The organism is Mycobacterium sp. pUA109 (genome assembly GCF_041287095.1).
Classification (GTDB): Bacteria; Actinomycetota; Actinomycetes; order Mycobacteriales; family Mycobacteriaceae; genus Mycobacterium.
Window position 1 is genome coordinate 78,448 of sequence record NZ_JBGGKS010000012.1, and the last position, 26,225, is coordinate 104,672.

The window sequence follows — 26,225 nt, forward strand, 5'->3', positions numbered from 1 at the left end:
TCCGCTGGTTGCGGCAACCGCGCCGCCTGACGACGCCCGAGACGAGGTTGGCACATGGATCAAGGTCGCGACCGGCGGGGCCGGGCTCGAGCACCAAAGACGGCGGCGATTATCGGTGCCTGCGCTGCGCTGGTGCTGGCCGGATGCGCGTCGGTGGTCGACGGGCAGGCGGTGTCGATGCTCTACAACCCGGCGCGGGTCGGGGGGTTACCGGTGACCGAGGGCCCCAGCGGGCCGCGCGACAACGCTCCGGCACCCACCGGCACGGTGGAGCACACCGACAACGGGAAAATCGACAAGTTGGCGCTGCTGTCGGTCAACGACATCCAGGACTATTGGCAGCAGAACTACGACGGACTCAACGGCACCACGTTCACCCCGGTCGAGAAACTCATCTCCTACGATTCGAGTGATCCGTCCAGCCCCAAGGTCTGCGGCACCCGGACCTACAAGGAGCCCAACGCCTTCTACAGCTTCAAATGCAAACTGATTGCCTGGGATCGCGGCGTCCTGCTGCCGACCGGGCAAAAATACTACGGCGACATCTCGGTCACCGGGGTGCTGGCGCACGAGTACGGGCACGCATTGCAGGACATGTCCAAGCTGGTCGACATCCGCAAGACCCCGACCATCGTCGCCGAGCAGCAGGCGGACTGTTTCGCCGGGGTGTACATGCGCTGGGTGGCCGAAGGCCAGTCGCCGCGCTTCACCCTGAGCACCACCGACGGCCTCAACCACCTGCTGGCCGGGCTCATCCAGATCCGCGACGACGTGCTGCGGCCGGGGGAGGAAGAGGGGATCAAGGAGGGCCACGGCACCGCCCTGGACCGGGTCAGCGCATTTCAGATCGGCTTTGACACCGGCACCCCGGCCTGCGCGGCCATCGACCTCAAGGAAATCGAACAACGCCGCGGCGACCTGCCCATGTCGCTGCGGGTGGAAAACACCGGCCGGGTGGAGAGCGGGGAAGTCCCCATCGACAAGGACAACCTGTCGACACTGATGGATGTGATGAACCGGATCTTCGCCCCCAAGGAGCCGCCCACGCTGTCTTATGACGCCGGGAAGTGCGCGGACGCCGAACCCAGCCCACCCGCCTCGTACTGCCCGGCCACCAACACCATCAACATCGACCTGCCCGCCCTGCAGGAGATGGGACAGTCCGCCAACGAGGCCAACAAGGTCATGCTGCAAGGCGACGACACCGCCTTCTCGGTGGTCATGTCACGCTATGCGCTGGCGGTGCAGCGCGAACGCGGGGCGGGGCTCACGTCGGCGATGGCGGGGCTGCGCACCGCGTGTCTGACCGGGGTGGGGCAGCGCGGGATGGCCGATCCGAGCGGTATCGCCGAGGGCAAGGGCCTGATTCTGTCCGCCGGCGACCTCGACGAAGCCGTCTCCGGAATCCTGGCCAACGGCCTGGTGGCCAGCGACGTCAACGGCAACACCGTGCCCGCCGGCTTTACCCGGATCCTCGCGTTCCGCTCCGGGCTGCTCGACGGCGACAAGGACCGGTGCTTCCAACGCTTCCCGTGAGCACCGGCCGTTGACCATACTGAATGGCTTACTGTAGCTTCTTTCACATGCGAAGCGGGTGCCGGTGGCGGGCATGAGCCCGGGACCCGGCCAGGGCCTCAAGGTCGACCGGGGGCTGCCCAACCGGCTGGACCGGGTGGCGCGGGCGGCCGGCGAATTGGAACGCGACGGCTATGACGGCTGCTGGGTCGGGGAGATCAACCACGACCCGTTCCTGCCGCTGTTGCTGGCCGCCGAACACACCTCGCGGCTGGAGGTGGGCACCAGCATTGCGGTGGCGTTCGCGCGTAACCCGATGACCGTCGCCAACGTCGGCTGGGATCTGCAGGCGTACTCGCAGGGCCGGCTCAATTTGGGCCTGGGCACCCAGATCCGGCCGCACATCGAGAAACGATTTTCCATGCCGTGGAGCCACCCGGTGCGCCGGATGCGCGAATTCGTGGTGGCGCTGCGGGCGATCTGGACGGCCTGGCAAGACGGCACCAAGCTGGGTTTCGACGGCGAGTTCTACACCCACAAGCTGATGACGCCGATGTTCACCCCCGAACCCCAGCCGCACGGCGTCCCGAAGATCTTCCTCGCCGCCGTCGGCGAAGCGATGACCGAGCTGTGCGGTGAGGTCGCCGACGGCATGCACGCCCACGCCTTCACCACCCGGCGCTACCTCGCGGAGGTGACCGTCCCGGCGCTGCAGCGCGGCCTGCGGCGGGCTGGGCGGGAGCGCAGCGCATTTCAGCTGTCGGCGCCGGTGTTCGTGGTGACCGGCGACACCGACGCCGAACTGCAGGCGGCGGCCGCCGCGACCCGCAAACAGCTGGCGTTCTACGCGTCGACGCCGGCCTACCGGGCGGTGCTCGACCTGCACGGCTGGGATGAGCTACACACCGAGTTGCACCGGTTGTCGCTGCGCGGTGCCTGGGACGAGATGGGCACGCTGATCGACGACGAGGTCCTCGAGGCGTTCGCCGTCGTCGCGCCGACCGGGGACGTGGCCGCCAAGCTGCGCGAGCGCTGTCACGGGGTGATCGACCGCGTCCTACCGGGTTTTCTGTCCGGCGTTTCCGAGTCCACGGTGACCGCCATCGTGAACGACTTGCGGACTCACGTGACCGTCTCAGGGAGGAACTGATGAGCACGCGGATTATCGATGCAGCCGCCCAGCTGTTCGCCACCCCGAAGGCCTACACCGACGAGCCGAAACTGCATGAGGCGCTGCGGCATCTACGCGGTCACGCCCCGGTGTCCTGGGTCGACGTCCCGTCCTACCGGCCGTTTTGGGCGATCACCAAACACGCGGACATCATGGAAATCGAACGCAACAACACGCTGTTCACCAACTGGCCGCGTCCGGTGCTGGTGACCGCGGACAACGATGAGCGGCAGGCCAATATCGGGGTGCGCACGCTGATCCACATGGACGACCCGCAGCACCGCGCGATGCGGGCGATTGGCGCCGACTGGTTTCGGCCCAAAGCCATGCGGGCGCTGAAGGCCCGCGTCGACGAACTCGCCAAAATCTACGTCGACAAGATGATGGCGGCGGGCCCGGAGTGCGACTTCGTCCAAGAGGTCGCGGTGAACTATCCGCTGTATGTGATCCTGTCGCTGCTGGGCCTGCCGGAATCCGATTTCCCGATGATGCTCAAACTTACCCAGGAACTGTTCGGGAACGACGACGACGAACTCAAGCGCGACGTCCCGCCCGGCGAGGAGGTGACGGCGCTGTTGGAAATGTTCCAATACTTCACCGAGGTGACCGCATCGCGGCGGGAAAACCCCACCGAGGACATGGCTTCGGTGATCGCCAACGCCCGCATCAACGGCGAGCCGCTGTCCGATATCGACACCGTCTCCTACTACGTGCTGATCGCCGCCGCCGGCCACGACACCACCAGCGCCACCATTTCCGGCGGCATGCTGGCGTTGATCGAGCACCCGGAGCAGCGGGAGAAGCTGCGCGCCGATCTCGGCTTGATGCCGCTGGCCGTTGAGGAGATGATCCGCTGGGTCACCCCGGTCAAAGCATTCATGCGCACCGCCGCCGTCGACACCTCGATCCGCGGTGTCGACATCGCCGCGGGCGAGTCGGTGCTGCTGTCGTATCCGTCGGCCAACCGCGACGAGGAGATCTTCGACGACCCGTTCACCTTCGATGTTGCCCGCGACCCCAATAAGCACGTCGCGTTCGGCTACGGCGTGCACTTCTGTATGGGGGCCGCGCTGGCCCGCATGGAGGTGAACAGCTTTTTCACCGAGCTGCTGCAGCGGCTGGACTCCGTCGAACTCGCCGGTGCGCCACAGCACATCGCGACGACGTTCGTCGGCGGGCTCAAACACCTGCCGATCCGGTACTCGGTGCGGTGACCCGCACCGCCATCGTCACCGGCGCCGGATCCGGCATCGGGGCCGCGCTGTGCCGGGCGCTGGCCGGCGCCGGCGTCGACGTGGTCTGCACCGACATCGACGGGGACGCCGCCGCCGGCACCGCCGACCCGTTGGGGGCACGCGCGGCGCGGCTGGACGTGACCGACGCCGCCGCCGTGCGGGCCGTCGTCGACGAGGTGGTGGACCGGACCGGCCGGCTGGATCTGATGTTCAACAACGCCGGCATCACCTGGGTGGGGGACACCGAGCTGCTGACGCTGGACCAGTGGAACGCGATCATCGACGTCAACATCCGCGGGGTGGTGCACGGGGTGGCGGCCGCCTACCCGGTGATGATCCGTCAGGGCCACGGCCACATCGTCAACACGGCGTCGATGGCCGGGCTGGCGGCGGCCGGGCTGATCACCAGCTATGTGATGACCAAACACGCGGTGGTGGGCCTGTCGCTGGCGCTGCGCACCGAAGCCGCCGCCCACGGCGTCGGCGTGCTGGCCGTGTGCCCCACCGCGGTGGAGACCCCGATCCTGGACAAGGGGCTGATCGGCAGCGTTAACGGCCGCGACTACTACCGGAAAGGCCAGGGCGGCAAAAACTTCTACCACCCCGACCGATTGGCCCGCGATACCCTGCGCGCCATCCAGCGCAACCGTGCGCTGCTGGTGGCACCGCGCCGGGCCCACGCCGGCTGGCTGTTCGCCCGGCTGGCGCCCGGGCTGCTGCAGCGCATGGCGATCCGATTCGTGGCCCAACAACGCGCAGCACCCGAGCAACCGGAAGGACACCCCCGATGAATCCCGTGGCGTCGATCCCGCGTTACCCCACCGACGTGACCAGCGGGTGGCTGTCGGGGGTGCTGGGTGCGCGCGGCGAGCCCGTCGAGGTGCGCGAGGTGGATGTGCAGCCCGTCGGGACCGGGCAAACCGGGGCCACCTACCGGGTGTCGGTCCGTTACGCGAGCGATCCGGGCGGCCTGCCGGATACCTTCGTGATCAAGCTGCCCGCCGGCGACGACACCGTCCGGGACCGGGTCGCCCTGGGCTACCGCAGCGAATGCGCGTTCTACGCCGCGGTGGCCGACCGGGTGAAAATCCCGGTGCCGCAGTGCTTTCACTGTGAGATCAGCGCGGACGCCGCCGACTACGTGCTGCTGCTCGCCGATGAGGCGCCGGCGGCGCAGGGCGACCAGATCGCCGGCTGCGGGGAACAGCAGGCCCGGCTGGCGGTGCGCGCCCTGGCCGGGCTGCACGGGCCCACCTGGTGCGGCCCGGAGTGGCCCACCTTCCCCGGCCTGGCGATGACGCAGCTGGACGCGGCGGGGGCCAAGGGGATGGGTGACGTCGCCCGGATGAGCGCCGACATCACCGTCGAGAAGCTCGGCGCGAAACTGGACGCGGCCGACTGTGCCACGCTCAAAGCGGCAATGGACGTGGTGACCCCGTGGGTGCTGGCGCGGCCCGAGCGGTTCAGCCTGATCCACGGCGACTACCGCCTGGACAACATGCTGTTCGTGCCGGACGGCAGCGCCATCCGGGTGGTCGATTGGCAGACGTTGGGGGTCGGCCTCCCCACCCGTGATCTCGCGTTCTTCACCGCCACCAGCCTGGAGCCGGGGCTGCGGGCCGCCCTCGAACGAGACCTGGTGGGGGAGTACCACACCGCCCTACTGGACTACGGCGTCTCCGACTACGACCGCGAAACATGCTGGCAGGATTACCGGTTCGGGGCCATCCAGGCGTTGTTGATCTCCGCGCTCGGCTTTGCCTTCGCGGTCGGCACCGACCGCGGTGACGACATGATCGTCACCATGCTGCGACGCAGCTGCCGGGCCGTCCGCGAGCTGGGGACGCTGGATCTGGTCGAGAACGCCGCCTCGTGACGACTGTCAGCAATCATTGACAGCTGTCAGACGCGCTGCGTAGGCTGGGCCGGCATAGTGAGGAAGTGGGCCGTGGATCAACAACTCCCGCGCACGGCGGTCATCGGCGCCGGTATCAGTGGCCTGACGGCCGGCAAGATGCTCAACGATTATGGCGTGCCCTACACCACCTTCGAGCTGTCCGACCGCGTCGGCGGCAACTGGGCGTTCGGCAACCCCAACGGGCATTCCAGTGCGTACCGGTCCCTGCACATCGACACGTCGAAATATCGGTTGTCGTTCCAGGATTTTCCGATACCCGAGCACTATCCCGCGTTTCCGCATCATTCCGAAATCAAGGCCTACCTGGACGCCTACGCCGAGGCCTTCGGGCTGTTGGACAACATCGAGTTCAGCAACGGTGTGGTGCACGCCCGTCGGCTCGACGGCGGCGGGTGGGAGATCGAGGACCAGGCCGGCAACACCCGGCCTTTCGATCTGCTGGTCGTCGGCAACGGGCACCACTGGGACCCGCGGCTGCCGCAATTCCCCGGCACCTTCACCGGCCAGACCATCCATTCCCACCACTACATCGACCCCCAGACGCCGCTGGCGTTGACCGGCAAGCGCATCCTGGTCGTCGGGATCGGCAACAGCGCCGCCGACATCACCGTCGAACTGTCCTCCAAGGCGCTGCAGAACCGGGTCACGCTGTCCACCCGGTCCAGCGCCTGGATCGTTCCGAAATACCTCGCCGGCCGGCCCGGCGACATGTTCTGGCGCACCACGCCGTATCTGCCGTTGTCCTGGCAGCGCAAGGCGCTCCAACTGACTGCGCCGCTGCTTGGCATCGACCCGACCCTGTACGGGTTGCCGCCCGCCAATCACAAGCTGTTCGAAGCGCATCCCACCCAGTCGGTGGAGTTGCCGCTGCGGCTCGGCTCCGGGGACGTGATCCCCAAACCCAACGTCGCCCGGTTGGACGGCGCCACCGTGCACTTCGACGACGGCACCCACGACGACTTCGACGTGATCGTCTACGCCACCGGCTACAACATCACCTTCCCGTTTTTCGACCCGGACTTCATCAGCGCCCCGGACAACCACATTCGGCTCTACAAGCGGATGTTCAAACCCGGCATCGACGATTTGGTCTTCATCGGGTTCGCGCAGTCGGTGCCGACCCTATTCCCGTTCGTGGAGTGTCAGTCCCGGCTGCTGGCCGCCTACGCCGTGGGACGCTACGCGCTACCCAGTGCCGCGGAGATGGAACGCGTGATCGACGCCGACCAACAGCTGCACGCCGGGCACTGCACCGATCGGCCCCGGCACACCCAGCAGGTGGACTACTTCTACTACGAACACGACATTCGGACCCGCGAGTTGCCGGCCGGAATCCGGCGCGCCGCAGCGCGCTCGGCGCCGATGGAGGTGACCCCGGCATGAGATCGGTCACCGACCGCCGCCCGCCGCAACCCAGCGACGCCCGCCGCGACGCGATCCTGGACGCGCTGGACCGCTGCCTGCAGGAATCGAGTTTTGATGCGGTGAACCTGGCCGCGGTGGCCCGCCAGGCCGGGGTGTCCCGGTCGGCGTTCTACTTCTACTTCGAAAACAAGGCGGCCGCCGTCGCCGCGCTGATGGAGCGGATGTACGACGACACCTTCTTCGTCAACGACGTTTTCACCCTGGGCGCCGACTCCCCGCGCGCCCGGGTCTACACCATGCTCGACGGGCTGTTCGACACCTGGGAGCGGCACCAGCACCTGTTCGCCGCAATGCTGCAGGCCCGCGGCCACAGCCCCGCGGTGCGCGAGCTGTGGGATAACGCCCGCGAGTCCTTCGTCGACTCGGTGGCCGGCATGATCCGCGCCGAACGGGCCGCCGGCGCCGCGTGCGACGGGCTGGACGCCACGGTGCTGGCATCGGTGTTGTTGGACTTCAACGACCGAATGCTGGAGCGGCTCACCACCGGTGGAGCGCTGACCCGTCAGCAGCTGATGGACGGTGCCGCGGCGATCTGGTTGAGCTCGGTGTACGGGCTGACGCCATGAGCCGCGCCGACGACGATGCCGAGCGGAGCGATGAGGAGGAGCGGCGCTCATGAGCCCCGCCGAGATCACGTTTGACAGCGCCGGGGTGGCCTGCAGCGGCTGGCATTTCCCCGCTGCGGGCGACCGGCTGGCCGGCCCGGCCGGCCGGCCGGCGGTGGTGATGGCGCACGGCTTCGGGGGCACCAAGGATTCGGGGTTAGCGCCGTTCGCCGAGCGGTTCGCCGCCGCCGGGGCCGACGTGCTGGCGTTCGACTTCCGCGGCTTCGGCGCGTCGCACGGGCAACCGCGGCAAAGCATTTCGATCAAACGGCAGATCCACGACTATCAGGCGGCGGTGGCCGCGGCGCAACGCCTGACCGGCGTGGACCCGGACCGCATCGTGTTGTGGGGCCCGTCCTTGTCGGGCGGTCACGTGCTGCACGTGGCCGCCGACCGCGACGACGTCGCGGCGGTGATCGCGATGACCCCGCTGACCAACGGCCTGGCGGTCGGGCGTGCCGCGGTGGTGCACAGCGACCTGCCCGCCGCCCTGCGCTGGACGCTGACCGGGGTGAAAAGCCGTGTCGCGGTGGCCGCGGGCAGGGGTGCGACGCTGATGCCGCTGGTGGGCCGTCCCGGTGAACCGGGCGCGCTGGCCCTCGACGGCGCATATGAGAGCTATCTGGGGATCGCCGGGCCGACCTGGCGCAACGAGGTCGACTGCGCGGTGGGCCTGGAAGTCGGCCGGATCCGGGCGAACCCGTCCGCCAAGAGGCTGCGCTGCCCGGTGCTGGTGCAGGTCGCCGACTTCGACCGGTACGTTCCGGCGAGCTCGGTGGTCAAAACCGCGGTGCATGCCCGCGCGCAGGTGCGCCACTACCCGTGTGACCACTTCGATGTCTGGCCCGGCCATCCCTGGTTCGAGCGGGTGGTCGAGCATCAGGTGACGTTCCTGGCCCGGCTGTTCGGGCGCTCGGTGGCGCGAGCAGACGCAAAAGCCCCCGAAATCGGCTGATTCGGGGGACTTTCGCGTCTGCTCGCGGTGGAGGACTCAGTACTGGGTGGAGCCGAGATCGACCGCGATCCGCGCCGCGGTGACAAGTCGCGACTCGCTACTGGCCAGCCAGCACACCGCGTCGGCGATGTCTTCCGGCTCGGCCACCCAATCGGGAAGAAACGGCGTGACCATGTGGGTCAGCTGCGGATTGGACTCGTTGGCTTTGTTCAGCGCCGCCAACATGTCACCGGTCCCCATCGGGGTGTTGACCGCCCCCGGGTGCAGGCTGTTGACCCGAATCGAATGCTTACCCAACTCGGCGGCGAACGCGCGGGCCATCCCGGTCACCGCATGCTTGCTGGCCGTGTAGTGCACCATGAACGGCTGCAGCTTGAGCCCGGCGGCCGAGCTGATCAGGATGATCGAGCCGCCGCGGCCGCCGTCGATGATGTGTTGGGCGCCGGCCATCACCGTGTTCCAGGTGCCGGTCACGTTGACGTCCAGCACATCGCGAAACGACTCGGGGGTGATGGCGTCCCAGACCTGCGGCGCGGTGATACCGGCATTGGCGACGATGATGTCCAGCCGCCCCAGGGCGGCCACCCCGTCGGCGACGGCGTCGCGCAGCCCGTCATAGTCCCGGGTGTCGACGATGCTGGACCGGATTCGACGGCCGGTGGCTTCGACCAGACGCACGGTTTCGGCGAGATCCTCCGGCGTCGCCGGGTCATAGGGCACGCAGTCGGGCAGCTTGCCGGCCACGTCGACGGCGATGATGTCGGCGCCCTCGGTGGCCATCTTCACGGCGTGCGCGCGGCCCTGCCCGCGTGCCGCGCCGGTGACGAACGCCACCTTGTCCGTAAGCCGACCGGTCATGTGCACTCCTCGATTCATGATTGACGTTGCGCGGCTTTGACCAAACCGCCGCCGATGATCAGGCGCTGAATTTCGCTGGTGCCCTCATACAAGCGCAGCAGCCGGACGTCGCGGTAGATGCGTTCGACCGGGACGCCACGCATGTAGCCGCTGCCGCCGTGGATCTGGACCGCGAGATCGGCGACCGTGCCGGCCATCTCGGTGCAGAACAGTTTCGCCGCCGAGGGCGCGATCCGGCGGTCCTCGTCGGCCACCCACGCGCGGGCGGCGTCGCGCACCATCGCCCGGCCGGCCAGCACCCCGGTCTGCTGGTCGGCGAGCATCGCCTGCACCAGCTGAAAGTTGCCGATCGGTGTGCCGCCCTGGGTGGCGGTGGCGGCGTAGGCCACGGACTCGTCGAGCGCGCGTTGGGCGGCACCGACCGCCAACGCGGCGATGTGCACCCGGCCGCGGGCCAACGAGGTCAGCGCCGCCCGGTAGCCGAGATCCTCGCTGCCGCCGACCAGTGCGGCGGCGGGCACCCGCACGTCGGTGAAGCTGACGTCGGCGGTCCAGGCCCCTTCCTGACCCATCTTGGCGTCCTTGACCCCGACCTGGACCCCGGTCGCATCCGCGGGCACCAGGAACACGGCGATGCCCGCGCCCTGGTCGTCGGCGGGCCGGGTGCGGGCGAACACGATGAACAGGTCGGCGACCGGCGCATTGGTGATGAATCGCTTCTGCCCGGAGATCAGCCAATCCGTGTCGTCGCAAACGGCTTTGGTGTGCAGTCCGGCCGGATTGGAGCCCGCGCCGGGCTCGGTCAGCGCAAACGAGGCGACGACGTCGCCGGCCGCGATCGGGGCCAGCCAGCGCGACTTTTGCTCCTCGGTGCCGAACCCGACCAACACCTGGCCGGCGATCCCGTTGTTGGTACCGAACATCGACCGCACCGCCAGCGACGTGTAGCCCAACTCCATCGCCAGTTCCACGTCCTGGGCCAGGTTCAGCCCCAGTCCGCCCCACTGCTGCGGAATCGCGTAGCCGAACAGGCCCATCTTTTTGGCCTGGTCGCGCAGGTCGTCGGGCACCCGGTCCTCGGCCAGGATCTGCGCCTCCCGCGGCACCACCGCGGTACGGACGAACTGGCGAGTCTGGGCCAGGATCTCGGCGAAATCGTCGTCGCTGACTTCACTCATCGGCACCACACCTCCTCATCGATGCTGCCGGGGCGACCGGTTGGCCGCCGCGATCATATATGAAATAGGATGACCGCAGGAACGCGGAGAAGGACGGGTGATCACATGACGTTGCTGACCGGCCAGACGGCGGTCATCACCGGTGGTGCGCAGGGTTTGGGGTTCGCCATCGCGGAACGGTTCGTCGCCGAGGGCGCCCGAGTGGTGCTCGGTGATGTGAACCTGGCGGCCACCGAATCCGCCGCCGAGCGGCTCGGCGGTGCCGACGTGGCGGTGGCGGTGCGGTGCGATGTCACCCAGGCCGCCGACGTCGACGCGCTCGTCGGCGCGGCGGTAGACACGTTCGGCGACCTGGACATCATGGTGAACAACGCCGGCATCACCCGCGACGCCACCCTGCGCAAGATGACCGAGGACCAGTTCGACCAGGTCATCGCCGTGCATTTGAAGGGCACCTGGAACGGGCTGCGCGCGGCCGCGGCGATCATGCGGGAGAACAAGCGCGGCGCCATCGTCAACATGTCCTCGATTTCCGGCAAGGTCGGCATGGTCGGGCAGACGAATTATTCGGCGGCCAAGGCCGGCATCGTCGGGATGACCAAGGCCGCCAGCAAGGAGTTGGCGTATCTGGGTGTGCGGGTCAATGCCATCCAGCCGGGGCTGATCCGCTCGGCGATGACCGAGGCGATGCCGCAACGCATCTGGGATTCGAAAGTCGCCGAGGTGCCGATGGGGCGGGCCGGCGAGCCCGAGGAGGTGGCCAAGGTCGCGCTGTTTTTGGCGTCGGACCTGTCGTCCTACATGACCGGCACCGTCCTCGAGGTGACCGGTGGTCGGCACCTATGAGCATCCGCGAGGCGGTGATCTGCGAGCCGGTGCGCACCCCGATCGGCCGCTACGGCGGGATGTTCAAGTCGCTGACCGCCGTCGACCTCGGGGTCGCCGCCCTCCAAGGCCTCCTGGCGCGCACCGGCATCCCGGTCGACGCCGTCAACGACGTCATCGTTGGGCACTGCTATCCCAGCAGTGAGGCGCCCGCGATCGGGCGGGTGGTGGCCCTGGATTCCGGCCTGCCGGTGACGGTTCCGGGCATGCAGGTCGACCGCCGGTGCGGGTCGGGTCTGCAGGCGGTGATCCAGGCCTGCCTGCAGGTCGCCAGCGGCGACCACCAGGTGGTGATCGCCGGTGGCGCGGAAAGCATGAGCAATGTGGTGTTCTATTCCACCGATATGCGCTGGGGCGGGGCGCGGAGCGGGGTGCGGGTGCACGACGGTCTGGCACGCGGTCGCACCACGGCCGGCGGACGGCATTACCCGGTGCCCGGCGGGATGCTGGAGACCGCCGAGAACCTGCGCCGGGACTACGGCATCACCCGCCGCGAGCAGGACGAGTTGGCGGTGACCTCGCATCAGCGTGCGGTGGCCGCCCAAAAAAACGGCGTGTTCGCCGACGAGATCATCCCGGTCACCGTGCCCAGCCGCCGTGGCGAGGACGTCATCGACACCGATGAGCACCCGCGCGCGGACACCACGGTGGCGTCGCTAAGCAAGCTCAAACCCGTGCTGTTGGCGCAGGATCCGGAGGCGACGGTCACCGCCGGCAACGCCAGCGGCCAAAACGACGCGGCCTCGATGTGCGTGGTGACCACGCCGGAGAAGGCCGACGAACTCGGGCTGACGCCGTTGGTGCGGCTGGTGTCCTGGGGTGCGGCGGGGGTGGCGCCCCACCTGATGGGTATCGGACCGGTGCCCGCGACCGAGGTCGCGCTGGCCAAGGCCGGCCTGCGGCTCGCCGACATCGACCTGATTGAACTCAACGAAGCCTTCGCCGCGCAGGCGCTGGCGGTGATGGCCGAATGGGGCTTTACCGCCGCCGACCGGGAACGCACCAATGTGCACGGCTCGGGGATCTCGCTGGGGCATCCGGTGGGGGCCACCGGCGGGCGGATGCTGGCCAGCCTGGCCCGGGAGCTGGTCCGGCGTCGGGGCCGGTACGGGCTAGAAACCATGTGCATTGGCGGCGGGCAGGGGCTGGCCGCGGTCTTCGAAAGGGTGGGTGCCCCATGACCCGGCTTGCGCAAACCCTCGGTCTGACCGAGTTTCAAACCGAAATCATTTCCACGGTGCGCCAATTCGTCGACAAGGAGGTCGTCCCCACCGCGGCGGAACTCGAGCGCACCGACACCTACCCGCAGGCCATCGTCGACGCGATGCGGGAGATGGGCCTGTTTGGCCTGATGATCCCCGAAGAATACGGTGGCCTCGGCGAATCCCTGCTCACCTACGCGCTGTGCGTGGAGGAACTGGCCCGCGGCTGGATGAGTGTCTCCGGGGTGATCAACACCCATTTCATCGTCGCCTACATGCTGCGTCAGCACGGCACCGACGCGCAGAAGCGGCGGTATCTGCCCCGGATGGCGACCGGCGAAACCCGTGGCGCGTTTTCGATGTCCGAGCCCGAACTGGGCTCCGATGTCGCGGCGATCCGGACCCGGGCGGTCCGGAATCCCGACGGCGGCTACACCATCGACGGCCAGAAGATGTGGTTGACCAACGGCGGCAGCTCGACGTTGGTGGCGGCCCTGGTGCGCACCGACGAGGGCGCGGACAAACCGCACCGCAACCTGACCGCGTTCTTGATCGAAAAGCCCACCGGTTTCGGTGAAGTCGCGCCGGGGCTGACCATCCCCGGCAAGATCGACAAGCTGGGCTACAAGGGCATCGACACCACCGAGCTGATCTTCGATGGCTACCGGGCGGCGGCCGACGACGTTCTCGGCGGAGCCCCCGGCCGGGGCTTCGTCCAGATGATGGACGGCATCGAGGTGGGTCGGGTCAACGTGTCGGCGCGGGCGTGCGGCGTGGGGATCCGGGCGTTCGAACTGGCGGCGCGCTACGCCCAGCAACGCCAGACGTTCGGGAAACCGATCGCCGAGCATCAGGCCATCGCCTTCCAGCTGGCCGAAATGGCGACCAAGGTGGAGGCCGCACACCTGATGATGGTCAACGCCGCACGGCTCAAGGACTCCGGGGAACGCAACGACGTCGCCGCCGGGATGGCCAAATACCTGGCCAGCGAATTCTGCTCGGAGGTCACCCAGCAGAGCTTCCGGATCCACGGCGGCTACGGCTACTCCAAGGAGTACGAGATCGAACGGCTGATGCGCGACGCCCCGTTCCTGCTGATCGGGGAGGGCACCAGCGAGATCCAAAAACAGATCATCAGCAAACGGCTGCTGGCCGATTACCGGATCTAGAGCGGTGAGCGCCCCCGACTTCCCGGCCCGGTCACAGCTTTCCGAAGATGTGGCCCGGTTCGTGCGCAAGCGGATCTTCAACGGCAGCTACCCGGCCGGGGAGTATGTGCGGCTGGACCAGCTGGCCGCCGAGTTGGGCATCAGCGTCACCCCGGTGCGCGAGGCCCTGTTCGGTCTGCGGGCCGAGGGCCTGCTCGAGCAGCAGCCGCACCGCGGCTTTGTGGTGCTGCCGGTGACCGGTCGCGACATCGTCGACGTGTCCGACGTCCAGGCGCACATCGGCGGGGAACTGGCCGCCCGGGCCGCGGCCAACATCAGCGCGGCGCAGGTCCGTGACCTCGAGGCGATCCAGCACCAGCTGGAGGACGCCTACGCCCGCGACGATGAGGAACGCGCGGTGCGGCTCAACCACGAGTTCCACCGGGCCATCAATGTTGCCGCCGACTCGCCGAAGCTCGCCCAGTTGATGTCGCAGATCACCCGGTACGCCCCGGAATCGGTGTTTCCCACCGTCGCCGGCTGGCCGGCGAAATCCACCAAGCACCACCGCCGCCTGTTGGCCGCGCTGGCCAACCAGGACGAGGAGGGGGCGCGCACCGCCATGGCCGAGCACCTGGCCGCCGGCGCGGCGCCGCTGATCGATCACCTCATCGCGCACGGGGTGGTCGATGCGGCCAGCCGGACAAGCGTGCGCCGCCGCTGAGCCGTCGGCACGGTGGGCTAACCGGTGATGGCGGTCAATTCATGTGCCACCGCATCGAATGCGCGCAGCGTGTCCGCCAGGAGGTGCGGGTCCTCCGGCGCTGGAGACTGGCTGGATAACTTGGCGCCGACCATCCCCGCGGCGCGGTTGACGTAGATCATCTGACCGCACATGCCCTGGCACAACACCACGTTGTCGCCCGGGTAGGGCAGCCACACTTGGTTGCGGTACATGCCGCCGGGCATGCCGGTGTCATCGGGGCTGGCGGCGAACGCCTGACGTGAGTCGGCACCGCCGTCGAGGGTGTCGGCGATCCATGCCGCCGGCACCACCTGCTGGCCGGTCAATGAGACGCCGTCGCGCACGAACAGCGACCCGAACCGGATCATGTCGGTCAGGCAGGCGGTGATGCCGCCGTCGAAGAGTCCGGCGCCGGCCGCGTCGACGCCGATGGTGGCGTCGCATTGCGCGCCGAGGCGGCTCCACAGCAGCTCCGACATCAGGTCGGGCATCCGCTGGCCGCCGGCGACCTCGCAGATCCAGCCGAGCACATCGGTTTCACACGAGCGATATTCGAACGGGCCGCCGTGGGCCGACTTCTGCCGCAAGGTCAGCAAGAAGTCGTACAACGTGGCGGGCACCGCTGGGCCGCTCCGGGGTTCCCACCCGACGGCCTGGTCGAGGAGGTGGATTTCCGCGGCCGGGTCGCCGTAATCATCGGAAAAGGCGATACCCGAGCGCATATCCAGCAGGTGGCGCACGGTGGCACCGTGATAGCCGCAGGTCGCCAGGTCGGGCACGAATGCGGTGACGGGTGCGTCCAGCTCGATCGCCCCGGCCCCGTTCAGGGCGCCGACGACGGCGCCCACCAGCGATTTGCTCACCGAGAACAACAGGTGGCGGGTCTGGGCGCCCAGGCCGTCGACGTACTCTTCGGCGATCATCGACCCGCGGTGCGCGACGGCCCACCCGTCGGTGGCGGTGCTGTCCATCACCGCGCCGACGGTGGTGGACACCCCGCCGGTGGCGGTCAGCGGGATCTCGGCCACCGGCGCGCGGGCCGCCGGCAAGACCGCGGCCGGCCCGGTCCCGCGCGAGATGACCACGGTCGGCACCATGTCGTCGACATGCTGCAAGGACCACCGCGCGTAGGGCGCCGACAGCCAGTTGCCCAATGCGATGCCGGCCGGTCGGCACTGGGATCCGCCGCTCACGCGCGTGCGACAAGCCGCGAGACGATCGGCGTCGCCGGCGCCAGCGGTGTTGAGGCGAACTTCGTCTTAATACCCTTCACCCAGCGCCGACAGCGCTCGGTGAGCTGGTAGTCGTCGGTTTGCAGGTGCCCGCGGGTGACGAGCACGCCGAGTTGGGCGCCCTCGCAGCGTAAGTCGCCGGGCGCCGCGACGCGCAAGTAGAAGGCCTCGGATCCGTCGATCACCGAGGCCCAGTCGTTGGCGGGCCGCGCAAACGCGATGCGCCCGTCGTCGTCGATGCGCCACACGCCGGTGCGCGGGGTCGCGGTGAACAGCTCGACGTCCGGGGAGGTCTCGCTGATGATCACCTGGCCCCACACCTCGTCGCCGCCGTAGCCGCGCTCCCAGCGGGCGTTGAGCTCGTCGATGTCGATGTCGTAGTCCACATCCAGGTACTCCAGCAGGTGGAAGAGGAACAGCGGCACGTCGGCGTAGGCCTCGGTGGTCAAATTCGTCATCGGGCTGGCGCCGGACAGGCGCGGGTTCACCTCGCCGAGGTAGATCTTGTCGGCGTCCAGGTCACGCAACAGGTCCACCTCGAAGTAGCCGCGGTAGCCTTCGCGGCTCAGCACGTCGCCCAGCTTTTTCACCATGTCTCGCGCGACGTGGGCTTGTGCGGGTGAGAGCACCTCGTGCCAGATGTCGTTGCCGCACCAGCCACCCTTGCGCGACGTCAGCTCCGGGTAGCCGACCAGGCTGGTCATCGCCGGGCCGATCACGGTGCCGTGCCGGGTCACCACGCCCTCGATGCACACCTCGACATTGCGGATGCGCTTCATGACCTTGACTTCCGGCTGGTCTACCAGGCCGGCGGCGCAGTGGTCCCAGTCGCGCGGACCGCGTACGAAGAACGTCGCATCGCCGGCGTCGCCATAAGCGGCCTCGACAACCAGGTCATCTCCCAGCCCGGCGCTGTGGGCCAGCGTCAGCAAATCGTCGTAGGAGTCGGCACGCCCGATCGCATGCGGCACGCTGGGCACCCCGGCCTGATCGGCGAGGCGCGTCATGACGAGCTTGGAGCCCAGGCGATGGCGCAGCTCAGCCGGCGGATGCATGATGCCGAGCCCCGCCTGCTGCGCCAGGGCCTGGGTCTGCTCATCGAGCATCACAAAGCAGGCTTTGCCGCCGGGTCCTCGCCCGTCGATGAAATCGAGCGTTTCGGCATCGCGCAGCAGGTGGTTGCACACATCGCCCATGGAATCGAAATCGATGCGGTCGCGTCGCCGGGGGACGAATACGCGCGGGTGTGCGCCCTCGAAGGATTCAAAGTAGGTCAGGTAGAAGAAGTTTCGTACCCAGCGGTCGATGCCGAGCAGGTTGAACGGGGTCGGTGAGATGAAGTACAGCGGCACGGCGTTGGTGTGAAAGAACGCGCGGATGTCCGGAAGGCCGTTCAGCGCGCGGCGCGACCCCGGGCCGTCGGCGTGCAATACCTGCATGCGATCCAGTGTGCACCGCGGCGGCGACCTCTGGAAACCGCCACGGCGAACCGGGTCAATGATTCGGCCCCGCCGCCAGCAGCTGCCGCACCCGTCGCAGGTCGACCTTGCCGGTGGATCCGCGCGGTATCGCCTCGTCGGAGTCCACCAGCCGCCACACCGTCGGCACCTTGAAGGCGCTGAGCAGTTTGCGCGCCTGATGGCGCAGCTCCTCGACCGTCATCGCGTCGCACACCACCAGCGCTCCCACCCGGTCGACGCCGGCGTCGGACACCTGGGTCACGAACGCGGCGTCGACGCCATCGATCGCGCGTAGCGCCTGTTCGACCTCGCTGGGGTAGACGGTGGCGCCGCTGACCTTGAACATGTCGTCGGAGCGGCCGTGGTAGAACAGGAATCCGTCGTCGTCGAGGTGGCCCAGGTCCCCGGTGGGGTAGAAGCCGTCGACGGTGAACACCTCTTCGCGGCCGCGCCGGCAGATGCCGCGCAGGATGTGCGGCCCGCGGATCTGGATCATGCCCACCGCGCCGGTCGGCAGCGCGACGCCCGTGTCGGGGTCGACGATCCGGATCTGCATACCCGGGAAGGGCTTTCCGCAGCTGCCCCAGGCCGACGACGGCATATCGATGTCGCCGGCGTAGCCGCTGTACGGTCCGAACGCTTCGGTCATCCCGAACAGTCGGGCCCGGGCCCCGTGCGGGGCGCGATGCTGCGGCGGCAGCAGGGCCTCCAGGCTGCCGGCTCGCAGCGCGGACAGATCGGCGGTGCCGCGGTGCCGGGCCAGGGTGTCGGCCTGATCGGGCCAGCCCCGAAACAGCGTCACCCGTTCGGATTCCAGCAGCCCCAGGGTGGTCTCGGGTTTCGGGATCTCCTCGGTGACCAGGGTCGCGCCGGCCAGCAGCGCCGACAGCACACCGCTGCCGAAGCCGCCCACCCAGAAGAACGGCATCGGCAGATACAGCCGGGTGTCGGCGTCGATGCAGCGGGCGGCCAAGCCCGACTGCACGGCGCGCAGCGCGTTGCCGTGCGAGTGCACCACGCCCTTGGGGGGGCCGCTGGAGCCCGAGGTGAACATCACCACCAGCGGGTCGGCGGGCGTGACCGTGGCGGCCAACGCATCGACGATCTGGGTGGCCGCCTCGCTCGCGGCGGCCTGCCCCAGCCGGTCGGCGTGCCAAACCTGCCGCAGGGCAGGAAGTTCGGTGGGTGCGGTCAGCTGACCGGCGAGCTCGTCGAGATAGCGGTGGCCGCGGAACTCCTCGACGCTGATCAGGACCTGCACCGACGCGACGCGGAGCTGCGCGACCAGCTCACGCGCGGTCAACAGCGTGCTCAACGGCACCAGCACCGCGCCGATGCGGGTCGCCGCGAGCGCGACCTGCACCCAGCGGGCCCCGTTGGGCATGATCAGCCCGACCCGGGTGCCTTTGCCGACGCCGGCGTCGATCAACCCGGCGGCCAAGTCGCGGGTGGTCGCCTCGAGCTGGTCATAGCCGAGCCGGGTGCCGGGATCGATCACCATCGGTTTGGCGCCCTCGGTGCCGGCCCGGTGCCGGACCAACCCATCGATGGTCAGCGCCGGTACGTCAGGCACCGAGCACCTCGGCGAGCCGGTGCCGGTCGACCTTGCCGCTGGACAGTAGCGGGATTCGGTCAGCGGGCAGCGCCACGACGCGGCGCGGGATCTTGTAGCTGGACAACTCGGATTTCAGCCGGTCCCGCAGCGCGGCGACATCCACGTCGTCGGCTTCCAGCACCGCCGCCACCAGCTGCCCGCGCTGCGGGTCGGGGAGCCCCAGCACGTGGGCGGTCACCCCGCCGGTCACCTTGGCGATGGCCCGTTCCACCTCGGCCGGTGACACATTGGCGCCGGCCGTCTTGATCAGCGAGCCGCGTCGGCCGAGGAAGTAGTAGTACCCGTCGGCGTCGGTGCGTACCAGATCCCCGGTGTGAAACCAGCCGTCGGCGTCGAAACACTCCTCCCGGCTGCGCTTGTGGTAGCCCTGCATCAGATACCGTCCGCGCACCCACAATTCACCCGACTGGCCGGGGCCGACCGGCGCCCCGCCCTCCGGGTCCACCACCGCGCACTCGAACCCCGGTGCCGGCATGCCGAAGGAGCCGCGCCGGTGCGCGGGCTGGTCGCTGTCATCCCCGCTGAGCAGCACGACACTACCGGTTTCGGTCATGCCGAGCATGTTGTGCCGCAGTTCGGGGTCGGCGGGCCGGGCGTCGGGCGCCATGATCGGATACAAGTTGCCGCGGCGCAGCGAGGACAGGTCGCGGCCCGGGAAGCTGGGATGGCGGGCCAGCGCCGCCACCCCGGCCACGAAACCGTTGCCGATCGTGGGTTTTTCGGCCTCCAGCAGATCCAGGGTGGCGCCGGGGTCGGCCGCGTTGGAACACACCAGCGTCGCGCCGGCCAGCAGCGTGGCCAGCAGTGCAAACGCCAACCCGCCGATCCAAAAGAACGGCGAGTTGCAAAACAGCCGGTCCGCGGCGGTCAGACCGCGGATCTCATTGAGGTTGCGCTGGTGGCCGAGCAGCCCGGCGTGGGTGTGCACCACCCCCTTGGGCGCACCGGTCGACCCCGAGGTGTAGATGATCGCCAACGGGTCACCGCCGTCGACGTCGGACTCCATCGCCGACAACAAGTCCACGGGCCCGGCGGGCGGCGCCGGCCCGTCGAACACCACATGGCGCAGCTGCGGCGCCGCGACGCTGAACAGCCGTGCACCGGAATCGATGTCGACATCGGGGATCGCCTCGGCCAGCCGCTGGCGGTAGTCGTGCGCGCGGTAGCCGGACGCGGCCAGCAGAATCTGCACATCGCCGTGCACCAGCTGCTCCCGCATCTCGGGCGCGGTGGCGAAGGTCGGAAACGGGACCACCACCGCGCCGATGCGGGCGGCGGCCAGCGCCCCGACGACAAACCCGGCGCCGTTGGGGTAGAGCAGCCCGATGTGGCTGCCCCTGCCGGCGCCCAGCGCGATCAGACCGCGGGCCAGCTCGGCCGAGCGGGCCTCGGCCTGGGCGTAGCTGAGCCGTTCGCCGTCGCAGACCAGCAGCGGGTGTGCCGCCCGGGCGCGTGCTTGGGCGCGCACGATGTCCGGCAGCGTGAGCGCGTCACCGGGCATACTCGCCCTGCGCGGTGAAATAACGCCGGACCGCGCCGAGATCGGCTTTGCCCGACGGCGTTCTCGGGATGGCCTCGACGACCGCGATGTCGGTGGGGATTTCGTAGCGGGCCAACCGGGTCCCGAGAAAGTCCACTAGTTGCGCGGCGTCGGTGGCCATGCCATCGCGCAGCTCCACCATGGCGACCGGGGTTTCCCCGAGGCGCGGATCGGCCCGGCCGACCACGGCCGCGCCCTGCACCGTCGGATGGGCCTCCAGGGCGAGGCGCACATCGTCGGGCATCACCTTGAACCCGCCCCGGATGATGGCCTGATCGGCGCGGCCCAGGATCCACAGGAACCCGTCGGCGTCGATGCGGGCCAGGTCGGTGGTGCGCAGCCAGTCCGTCGACGGCCCCAACTGTCCGGGTTTGACCTCCAGCAGGCCGACCTGGTCGGGGCCCAGCGGGGCGCCGTCCTCGCCGACCACCCGTAGCTGGGCCCCCAAGCTGGCCCGCCCGACGCTGCCGCGTTTGGCCCGCCAGTACCGCTGGTAGTCGGGCAGCGTCCAGCCGGCCACGCCGCCGCCGAATTCGGTTGCGGCATAGGAGGTCAGCACCGGAATGCCGTACTTTTCGGTGAATGCGTCGGCGTCGTCGGCGGACAGCGGCGCGGTGCCCGACGTCACGGCGCGGATGCTGGCTAAGTCCTCGCGGGTCAGGTCGGAATGCAACACCATCCGCAGCGCCGCCGGCACCAGCGACACCGCGCCCGGCCGATACTTGCGGACCGCGTCGGCCCAGCGTCCCAACTCGAAACGGTCCAGCAGCACAAAAGGTCGGGCGTCGGCGACGCATTGCAGCACCCGGAACACCCCGCCGATATGCACCAGCGGCGAGTTGACGATCGCGACCCCGGTCCGCGGCGTCGTCGGCGCCCGGTCCGGCTCGGCGCCCAGCACGCTGTGCGCCAACATGTCGTAGCTGAGGTCGACGCGTTTGGGCGGGCCGGTGGTCCCGCTGGTCAACATCCACACCGCCACACCCGGTCGCCGCGCCTCCGTGCCGCCCGCGGTGACCTGGGGTTCGTCGGTCAGGCCGGACAGCGACACCACCCGGGTGGCGCTGCTCGGGGTGATCAGCTGGGCCAGGTCGTCGGGGGCGCCGATGATCACCGGCAACCGCAGCGCGGCGATGTCGGCGCGGGTACGGTCGTCGCCGCGGGACGGGTTGATCACCACGACACAGCCGCCGCCCAGCAGCACCCCGAGCAGCGCGGCCAGCTGCGGGGGCCGGTTGCGCAACAGAATCCCGACCTTGTTCTGGCCGCACACCGCGGCGATCCGGCGGGCCAGCTGGCCGATCTGGCCCCAGCTGAACCACCCGCCGTCGTATTCGACGGCGGGGGCCTCGGGGTGCAGATCCAGCACCTCGGTGATGCGCCGGCTCAGCGGGTGCGCCATCAGCGGATCCGCGGTGGGGTAGCGGTGCCGTGGGGTTGCGCGTCGAGCTCGGCCGTCCCGAGCGGGTTGCCCAGCCGGGTGTAGATCAGGCCCTGATCCAACGCCGCGCGGTAGGGCTTGTCCAGCGACTCCCAGATCGCCTTGACCGTGCCCTGGGTCGCCGACGGCGGTTTGGCGGCGATGCTGGCCGCGATCTCGTGCGCGCGCGCCCACAGCTGTTCGGGGGCCACCACTTCCGAGACCAATCCGATCCGCAGCGCGGTGTCCGCGCCGACCCGTTCGTCGTTGCCCATCAACGCGATCCGCAGCGTTTCGCCCAGGCCGACGCGGCGCATCAGCCCGACCGGTTCCAGCGCGCAGACCAGACCCGCGGACACATGCGAGTCGAAGAATGTCGCGTCGCTGCTGCAGATCACCACATCGGCCTCGTTGACGAAGTAGAACCCGCCGGCGGTGCACATGCCCTGCACCGCGCTCACCACCGGTTTGAACATCTTCTGCCACTTGGGGCTGAGCGCTTCGCCGGGATCCTCGTGGTTCCAGACGTTATCCGGTTGTCCGTAGGGGGTTTTGATGTCCAACCCGGCGCTGAAGGCCCGGGTGCCGGCGGCCCGCAGTACCACGGCGTTGACGGCGGTGTCGAGTTTGACGATGCGCCACGCCGCGGTCATTTCCTCGCACATGGTGCGGTTGAACGCGTTGAGCTGATCGGGGCGATTCAACGTGATGGTGGCTACCCGGGCGGCGCGGTCGAACTCCAGCAGGATGGTTTCGAACGGGCTCATCGGCACTGCCATTCCGGTGCCCGCTTCTCGACGAACGCTTGCGGGCCTTCGGTCGAATCCGCGGTGTGCAGGTTGCGTTCCCGGAACGCTTCGGCCAGCATTTCGGCTTCGTGCAGCGGCAGGTCCAGGCCCTTGAGGATGGCCAGCCGGGTTCCGCGTACCGCCAGCGGCGCATTGGAGTTGACCACGGCGGCGATCTCGTGGGCGCGTTCGAGCAATCGGTCATGCTCGACGACCTCGCTGATCATGCCCAGCTCGTAGGCGCGTTGGGCGCTCATCCGCTCATGTTTGCCCATCATCGCCATCCGCAGGGCGACCGACCGGGGCAGCACCCGGGCCAGCCGCACCACCTCGCGGCCGGCCACCAACCCGATCGACACATGCGGGTCGAAGAAGGTGGCCTGCGCGGAGGCGATGACGATGTCGCCGGTGGTCACCCAGTCCAGTCCGGCGCCGCAGCAGATGCCGTTGATCGCCGCCAGTACCGGTTTGGCCATGGTCCGAAACGGCGGTGTGCCCTCCTGCGGCGCCTCCCACTGCTCATAGCTGGACAAGTACGGGCGTTCGTTGATCACCTTGCCGTCGCCGGGGATCGCCTTGACGTCGGCGCCGGTGCAAAATGCCCGGCCGGTGCCGGTGACGATCAGCAGCCACACCCGGTCGTCGTTTTCGGCCTCCTGGTAGGCCGCCCGCAATTCGGTGATCATGTGCGGGCTCAGCGCATTGAGCGCTTCGGGACGGTTCAGGGTGATCGTGGCCGTATGGCCGTCGACCTCGTATTTGATGGTGTCGAACGCGGGCATCGAGGATCCCTTCGTGGGCGGGGAGTTAGCGGCCCTGGAAATCGGGCGTGCGGCGCTGTCGGAATGCGGCCAGTCCCTCTTTGAAATCGCCGGTTCGGCAGGACAATTCCAAGCTGGACAGTTCATGTGTCATGGACTGGGGCAGGGTCGCATGCTGGCCGTAGTTGAGGGCTTGTTTGGTCAGACCGAGCGCGACCGTGGGACCGGAAGCCAGCCGGGTCAGCAGCGCCTCGGCGGCGGCGTCCAGTTCGGCCGGGTCGGTCGCCTGGTGGACCAAACCCCAGTCCGCGGCGTCGGTTCCGGACACCTTCTCCCCGAGCAGCAGCATCCGCTTGGCCCGGGCCAGCCCCACCAGGCGGGGGAGCAGCCAGGTGGAGCCCGAATCCGGGCTGAACCCCCGGGTCAAAAACGGCTCCCAGAACACCGCGTCGGAGGCCGCCACGGTGAAGTCGGCGGCCAGCGCCAGATTGCAGCCGAGCCCGACCGCCCAACCACGCACGCTGCACACCACCGGCAACTGGATGCTGTGCACCAGTTCGATTACCCGGTGGGCGGTGTGCGGGATGCGCCGCACCAGGTTCCCGGTGCGGTGCCGATGACCCGACGCGTTGGTGGCCACCCAATCGGCGCCCGCGCAAAAGTCCGCGCCGGCGCCGCGGAGGTGAATGGCGCGCAGCGTATCGTCGGTGGCCGCCTCGGTGAGGGCGGTGACGAGCTCATCAATCATCATGTGGCTCAATGCATTACGGCGCGACATGCGGTCCAGCGTCACCCGCAGGATGGCGCCCTCGCGCAGCGCTGTCACCGAGCCCTCGGCCGCGGCCGAGTCGGCGTCGTCGGTCACCGTGGGAACCGCCCTTCGGTCGCCATATCGTTACCCATACAGTAGGCTATACGATTGTTCCGAATTGAGGAAAGGCGCATGACGGACGGCGCAGAAATTTCACCGATCGGGGTGGACGACATCGCCCGCTACGGCGAGCGGCCATTGGCGCAGACCGTCGCCGCCGCGGCCTCTCTTCGGCGGCTGACCGGTCTGCTGCTCTCGCTCGAGCATCCCCACCCCGCGGTCGACGACATGCTGGCCCGGTGCGCCGACTGGGAGGCCGCGCTGTCCGCCGCCGCGCCGCCGGATCCCGCGCCCCGGATCGGCCCCGACGGCGGCGCGCACCAACGTGTCTACCTGGGGCACGCCTTCGACATCGGCGCCTTCAACCCGTGCTTCCCGGAATACCGGTTCGATCACCTCGACGCCGAGAACGCCTCGGGCCGGGTCACTTTCCCGCTGGTGTACGAGGGGCCGCCCGGATTGGTGCACGGCGGGTTCCTCGCGGTGTTCTTCGACTGCGTCATCCAGCACCAAAGCTGCGCCGCCCAGCTGGCGGGCCGCACCCGATCACTGGTGGTGGGCTTCCGCCGGCCCACGCCGATCCTGACCGAGTTGGGCTTCGACATCGTGCGCGCCGAATCCGAGCGGGGCATTACCGCCACGGCCCGGCTGTTGCACGGCGACCAGGTGCTGTGCACCGGTGAAGTCGCCACCGTCGCGTCGCCGCCCGAAAAGCTGACCGGCTACCGCTTCGGCCGCCGCCGGCCCGAGTCCACCGGCGACAGGAAGGAACCCGGCAGATGACCCTGGAGGACACCACCGACGACCGTGTGCTGTTCGCGATCGATCCCGAGACGCGGATCGCCACCATCACCTTGAACAATCCGCGGCAACGCAACTCCTATGACGCGACGATGCGCGACGCCCTTGCCCGCTGCCTGGATCGCGTCGCCGAGGACGACGATCTGGTCGTGGTGCTGCTGCGCGGCGCCGACGGGGTGTTTTCCACCGGCGCGGACATGAACAACGCCTACGGCTGGTACGGCGAGCGGGCCGACCCCGCCCAGCCGCCGGCCAAAAGCCGCCCCAGCCAACGGCGTCGGCTCGCCGTCGACCGCAAGTCGTTCGGCTTCTACCACAACCTGATGGGCTTCCCCAAGGTCACGGTGGGGGAGATCAGCGGCTACGCGCTGGGCGGCGGCTTCGAGATGGCGCTGATGACCGACATCGCCGTGGTGGCCCGCAACACCAAACTCGGCATGCCGGCCACCCGCTTCCTGGGCCCGGCGCTGGGCAGTTTGCACATGTTCTTCCACCGGCTGGGGCCGGTGTTGGCGCGGCGGCTGCTGCTGACCGGCGACATCATCGAGGCGGCCGCGGTCGAGCACCTCGGGGTGTTCACCGAAACGTGTGAGCCCGACCTGGTTTCGGCGCGGGCGCGGTACTGGGCGGAGAAGGTGGCCAAGATGCCGGCCGACGGCGTGGTCATCGCCAAGGAGGCGTTTCGGCTGGTCGAGCAGAGCCAGGCCTATCAGGGCGAGGAAGTGGCCAGCTACCTGTTCCACGCGTTTGGTACCAACCTGCAGTTCGCGCCCGGCGAGTTCAACTTCGTCAAGACCCGCGCGCACCACGGCACCAAGGAGGCGTTCCGGCTGCGCGACGAACACTTCCACGTCCCAGAGCCCTGAGCCCGGTATTGACCTGATCGCGGGAACTGCT

At 68.9% G+C, this 26,225-nt stretch carries 24 protein-coding genes; 14 read left to right on the top strand and 10 right to left on the bottom strand.

Annotated elements, in window-relative coordinates:
* The first annotated feature begins 54 nt into the window (after window positions 1–54).
* The 8 genes from ACAG26_RS15305 (at window position 55) to ACAG26_RS15340 (ending at window position 8,824) form a co-directional block, all read left to right on the top strand.
* Window positions 55–1,536 carry a neutral zinc metallopeptidase gene (locus tag ACAG26_RS15305; protein ID WP_370483593.1) on the top strand — a complete coding sequence of 494 codons (1,482 nt, stop codon included), beginning with the start codon at window positions 55–57 and terminating at the stop codon, window positions 1,534–1,536.
* A 73-nt stretch (window positions 1,537–1,609) separates the two neighbouring features.
* Window positions 1,610–2,665, top strand: coding sequence for an LLM class F420-dependent oxidoreductase (locus ACAG26_RS15310; RefSeq protein ID WP_370483595.1), 1,056 nt, complete (start codon window positions 1,610–1,612; stop codon window positions 2,663–2,665).
* Window positions 2,665–3,900, top strand: coding sequence for a cytochrome P450 (locus ACAG26_RS15315; protein WP_370483596.1), 1,236 nt, complete (start codon window positions 2,665–2,667; stop codon window positions 3,898–3,900). Before ACAG26_RS15310 ends, ACAG26_RS15315 begins: the two co-directional genes overlap by 1 nt.
* Window positions 3,897–4,712 carry an SDR family NAD(P)-dependent oxidoreductase gene (locus ACAG26_RS15320; RefSeq protein ID WP_370483598.1) on the top strand — a complete coding sequence of 272 codons (816 nt, stop codon included), beginning with the start codon at window positions 3,897–3,899 and terminating at the stop codon, window positions 4,710–4,712. The genes ACAG26_RS15315 and ACAG26_RS15320 overlap by 4 nt, the downstream gene beginning before the upstream one ends.
* A complete protein-coding gene (locus ACAG26_RS15325) occupies window positions 4,709–5,797 on the top strand; it encodes a phosphotransferase family protein (RefSeq protein WP_370483599.1) in 1,089 nt (362 codons plus the stop codon). The genes ACAG26_RS15320 and ACAG26_RS15325 overlap by 4 nt, the downstream gene beginning before the upstream one ends.
* A 72-nt stretch (window positions 5,798–5,869) precedes the next feature.
* Window positions 5,870–7,222, top strand: coding sequence for a flavin-containing monooxygenase (locus ACAG26_RS15330; RefSeq protein WP_370483600.1), 1,353 nt, complete (start codon window positions 5,870–5,872; stop codon window positions 7,220–7,222).
* Entirely contained in the window at window positions 7,219–7,830 is a 612-nt protein-coding gene (locus tag ACAG26_RS15335) for a TetR/AcrR family transcriptional regulator (RefSeq protein ID WP_370483602.1), read from the top strand. Before ACAG26_RS15330 ends, ACAG26_RS15335 begins: the two co-directional genes overlap by 4 nt.
* 49 nt (window positions 7,831–7,879) lie before the next feature.
* Window positions 7,880–8,824, top strand: coding sequence for an alpha/beta hydrolase (locus ACAG26_RS15340; protein ID WP_370483604.1), 945 nt, complete (start codon window positions 7,880–7,882; stop codon window positions 8,822–8,824).
* 36 nt (window positions 8,825–8,860) lie between these two features.
* Here the strand turns inward: ACAG26_RS15340 and ACAG26_RS15345 are convergent, their stop codons facing one another.
* Window positions 8,861–9,682, bottom strand: a complete 822-nt coding sequence (locus ACAG26_RS15345) for a mycofactocin-coupled SDR family oxidoreductase (RefSeq protein WP_370483606.1) — start codon at window positions 9,680–9,682, stop codon at window positions 8,861–8,863.
* Between the two features lie 14 nt (window positions 9,683–9,696).
* Window positions 9,697–10,860, bottom strand: coding sequence for an acyl-CoA dehydrogenase family protein (locus tag ACAG26_RS15350; RefSeq protein WP_370483608.1), 1,164 nt, complete (start codon window positions 10,858–10,860; stop codon window positions 9,697–9,699).
* A 105-nt stretch (window positions 10,861–10,965) separates the two neighbouring features.
* On the opposite strand from ACAG26_RS15350, the gene fabG reads away from it, so the two are divergent.
* From fabG to ACAG26_RS15370, 4 genes are read left to right on the top strand one after another with little or no spacing between them, the layout of a single operon-like run.
* Window positions 10,966–11,706, top strand: coding sequence for a 3-oxoacyl-ACP reductase FabG (gene fabG, locus ACAG26_RS15355; protein ID WP_370483610.1), 741 nt, complete (start codon window positions 10,966–10,968; stop codon window positions 11,704–11,706).
* Window positions 11,703–12,926: an acetyl-CoA C-acetyltransferase gene (locus tag ACAG26_RS15360; protein WP_370483612.1), complete on the top strand. Its 1,224-nt coding sequence runs from the start codon at window positions 11,703–11,705 to the stop codon at window positions 12,924–12,926. The genes fabG and ACAG26_RS15360 overlap by 4 nt, the downstream gene beginning before the upstream one ends.
* Complete coding sequence (locus ACAG26_RS15365) at window positions 12,923–14,116, top strand: acyl-CoA dehydrogenase family protein (RefSeq protein ID WP_370483614.1); 1,194 nt, start codon at window positions 12,923–12,925, stop codon at window positions 14,114–14,116. Before ACAG26_RS15360 ends, ACAG26_RS15365 begins: the two co-directional genes overlap by 4 nt.
* Window positions 14,117–14,120: 4 nt before the next feature.
* Complete coding sequence (locus tag ACAG26_RS15370; RefSeq protein ID WP_370483615.1) at window positions 14,121–14,819, top strand: GntR family transcriptional regulator; 699 nt, start codon at window positions 14,121–14,123, stop codon at window positions 14,817–14,819.
* Between the two features lie 17 nt (window positions 14,820–14,836).
* On the opposite strand, the gene ACAG26_RS15375 is transcribed toward ACAG26_RS15370, so the two are convergent.
* The 8 genes from ACAG26_RS15375 to ACAG26_RS15410 all read right to left on the bottom strand — a co-directional run bounded on the left by ACAG26_RS15375 (window position 14,837) and on the right by ACAG26_RS15410 (window position 24,521).
* Window positions 14,837–16,033, bottom strand: a complete 1,197-nt coding sequence (locus tag ACAG26_RS15375) for a serine hydrolase domain-containing protein (RefSeq protein ID WP_370483616.1) — start codon at window positions 16,031–16,033, stop codon at window positions 14,837–14,839.
* Window positions 16,030–17,511 (bottom strand): biotin carboxylase, encoded by a 1,482-nt coding sequence (locus ACAG26_RS15380; RefSeq protein ID WP_370483618.1) that lies wholly within the window; start codon window positions 17,509–17,511, stop codon window positions 16,030–16,032. The genes ACAG26_RS15375 and ACAG26_RS15380 overlap by 4 nt, the downstream gene beginning before the upstream one ends.
* 55 nt (window positions 17,512–17,566) lie before the next feature.
* Entirely contained in the window at window positions 17,567–19,033 is a 1,467-nt protein-coding gene (locus ACAG26_RS15385) for a class I adenylate-forming enzyme family protein (RefSeq protein ID WP_370483732.1), read from the bottom strand.
* A 64-nt stretch (window positions 19,034–19,097) separates the two neighbouring features.
* Window positions 19,098–20,648: a class I adenylate-forming enzyme family protein gene (locus ACAG26_RS15390; RefSeq protein WP_370483619.1), complete on the bottom strand. Its 1,551-nt coding sequence runs from the start codon at window positions 20,646–20,648 to the stop codon at window positions 19,098–19,100.
* The gene (locus tag ACAG26_RS15395; RefSeq protein WP_370483620.1) at window positions 20,638–22,089 is read right to left on the bottom strand and encodes a class I adenylate-forming enzyme family protein; all 1,452 of its coding nucleotides are present in this window, start codon (window positions 22,087–22,089) and stop codon (window positions 20,638–20,640) included. The genes ACAG26_RS15390 and ACAG26_RS15395 overlap by 11 nt, the downstream gene beginning before the upstream one ends.
* Window positions 22,089–22,886: an enoyl-CoA hydratase/isomerase family protein gene (locus tag ACAG26_RS15400; RefSeq protein ID WP_370483621.1), complete on the bottom strand. Its 798-nt coding sequence runs from the start codon at window positions 22,884–22,886 to the stop codon at window positions 22,089–22,091. The genes ACAG26_RS15395 and ACAG26_RS15400 overlap by 1 nt, the downstream gene beginning before the upstream one ends.
* Window positions 22,871–23,677 carry an enoyl-CoA hydratase/isomerase family protein gene (locus ACAG26_RS15405; protein WP_370483622.1) on the bottom strand — a complete coding sequence of 269 codons (807 nt, stop codon included), beginning with the start codon at window positions 23,675–23,677 and terminating at the stop codon, window positions 22,871–22,873. The genes ACAG26_RS15400 and ACAG26_RS15405 overlap by 16 nt, the downstream gene beginning before the upstream one ends.
* A 25-nt stretch (window positions 23,678–23,702) precedes the next feature.
* Window positions 23,703–24,521: an enoyl-CoA hydratase/isomerase family protein gene (locus ACAG26_RS15410; RefSeq protein WP_370483623.1), complete on the bottom strand. Its 819-nt coding sequence runs from the start codon at window positions 24,519–24,521 to the stop codon at window positions 23,703–23,705.
* 78 nt (window positions 24,522–24,599) lie between these two features.
* Between ACAG26_RS15410 and ACAG26_RS15415 the strand changes: the two genes are divergently transcribed.
* Together ACAG26_RS15415 and ACAG26_RS15420 are read left to right on the top strand one after the other, a co-directional pair.
* Window positions 24,600–25,310: a hypothetical protein gene (locus ACAG26_RS15415; RefSeq protein ID WP_370483624.1), complete on the top strand. Its 711-nt coding sequence runs from the start codon at window positions 24,600–24,602 to the stop codon at window positions 25,308–25,310.
* Window positions 25,307–26,194, top strand: coding sequence for an enoyl-CoA hydratase/isomerase family protein (locus tag ACAG26_RS15420; protein ID WP_370483625.1), 888 nt, complete (start codon window positions 25,307–25,309; stop codon window positions 26,192–26,194). Before ACAG26_RS15415 ends, ACAG26_RS15420 begins: the two co-directional genes overlap by 4 nt.
* The last annotated feature ends 31 nt before the right edge of the window (window positions 26,195–26,225 follow it).

Bases quoted from the DNA above. Each gene is read 5' to 3' on its own strand.
- ACAG26_RS15305 (WP_370483593.1), top strand. From the start codon at position 55: ATGGATCAAGGTCGCGACCGGCGGGGCCGGGCTCGAGCACCAAAGACG.
- ACAG26_RS15310 (WP_370483595.1), top strand. From the start codon at position 1,610: ATGAGCCCGGGACCCGGCCAGGGCCTCAAGGTCGACCGGGGGCTGCCC.
- ACAG26_RS15315 (WP_370483596.1), top strand. From the start codon at position 2,665: ATGAGCACGCGGATTATCGATGCAGCCGCCCAGCTGTTCGCCACCCCG.
- ACAG26_RS15325 (WP_370483599.1), top strand. From the start codon at position 4,709: ATGAATCCCGTGGCGTCGATCCCGCGTTACCCCACCGACGTGACCAGC.
- ACAG26_RS15335 (WP_370483602.1), top strand. From the start codon at position 7,219: ATGAGATCGGTCACCGACCGCCGCCCGCCGCAACCCAGCGACGCCCGC.
- ACAG26_RS15340 (WP_370483604.1), top strand. From the start codon at position 7,880: ATGAGCCCCGCCGAGATCACGTTTGACAGCGCCGGGGTGGCCTGCAGC.
- ACAG26_RS15345 (WP_370483606.1), bottom strand. From the start codon at position 9,682: ATGACCGGTCGGCTTACGGACAAGGTGGCGTTCGTCACCGGCGCGGCA.
- ACAG26_RS15350 (WP_370483608.1), bottom strand. From the start codon at position 10,860: ATGAGTGAAGTCAGCGACGACGATTTCGCCGAGATCCTGGCCCAGACT.
- fabG (WP_370483610.1), top strand. From the start codon at position 10,966: ATGACGTTGCTGACCGGCCAGACGGCGGTCATCACCGGTGGTGCGCAG.
- ACAG26_RS15360 (WP_370483612.1), top strand. From the start codon at position 11,703: ATGAGCATCCGCGAGGCGGTGATCTGCGAGCCGGTGCGCACCCCGATC.
- ACAG26_RS15365 (WP_370483614.1), top strand. From the start codon at position 12,923: ATGACCCGGCTTGCGCAAACCCTCGGTCTGACCGAGTTTCAAACCGAA.
- ACAG26_RS15380 (WP_370483618.1), bottom strand. From the start codon at position 17,511: ATGCAGGTATTGCACGCCGACGGCCCGGGGTCGCGCCGCGCGCTGAAC.
- ACAG26_RS15385 (WP_370483732.1), bottom strand. From the start codon at position 19,033: ATGGTGATCGATCCCGGCACCCGGCTCGGCTATGACCAGCTCGAGGCG.
- ACAG26_RS15390 (WP_370483619.1), bottom strand. From the start codon at position 20,648: ATGCCCGGTGACGCGCTCACGCTGCCGGACATCGTGCGCGCCCAAGCA.
- ACAG26_RS15395 (WP_370483620.1), bottom strand. From the start codon at position 22,089: ATGGCGCACCCGCTGAGCCGGCGCATCACCGAGGTGCTGGATCTGCAC.
- ACAG26_RS15400 (WP_370483621.1), bottom strand. From the start codon at position 22,886: ATGGCAGTGCCGATGAGCCCGTTCGAAACCATCCTGCTGGAGTTCGAC.
- ACAG26_RS15405 (WP_370483622.1), bottom strand. From the start codon at position 23,677: ATGCCCGCGTTCGACACCATCAAATACGAGGTCGACGGCCATACGGCC.
- ACAG26_RS15415 (WP_370483624.1), top strand. From the start codon at position 24,600: ATGACGGACGGCGCAGAAATTTCACCGATCGGGGTGGACGACATCGCC.
- ACAG26_RS15420 (WP_370483625.1), top strand. From the start codon at position 25,307: ATGACCCTGGAGGACACCACCGACGACCGTGTGCTGTTCGCGATCGAT.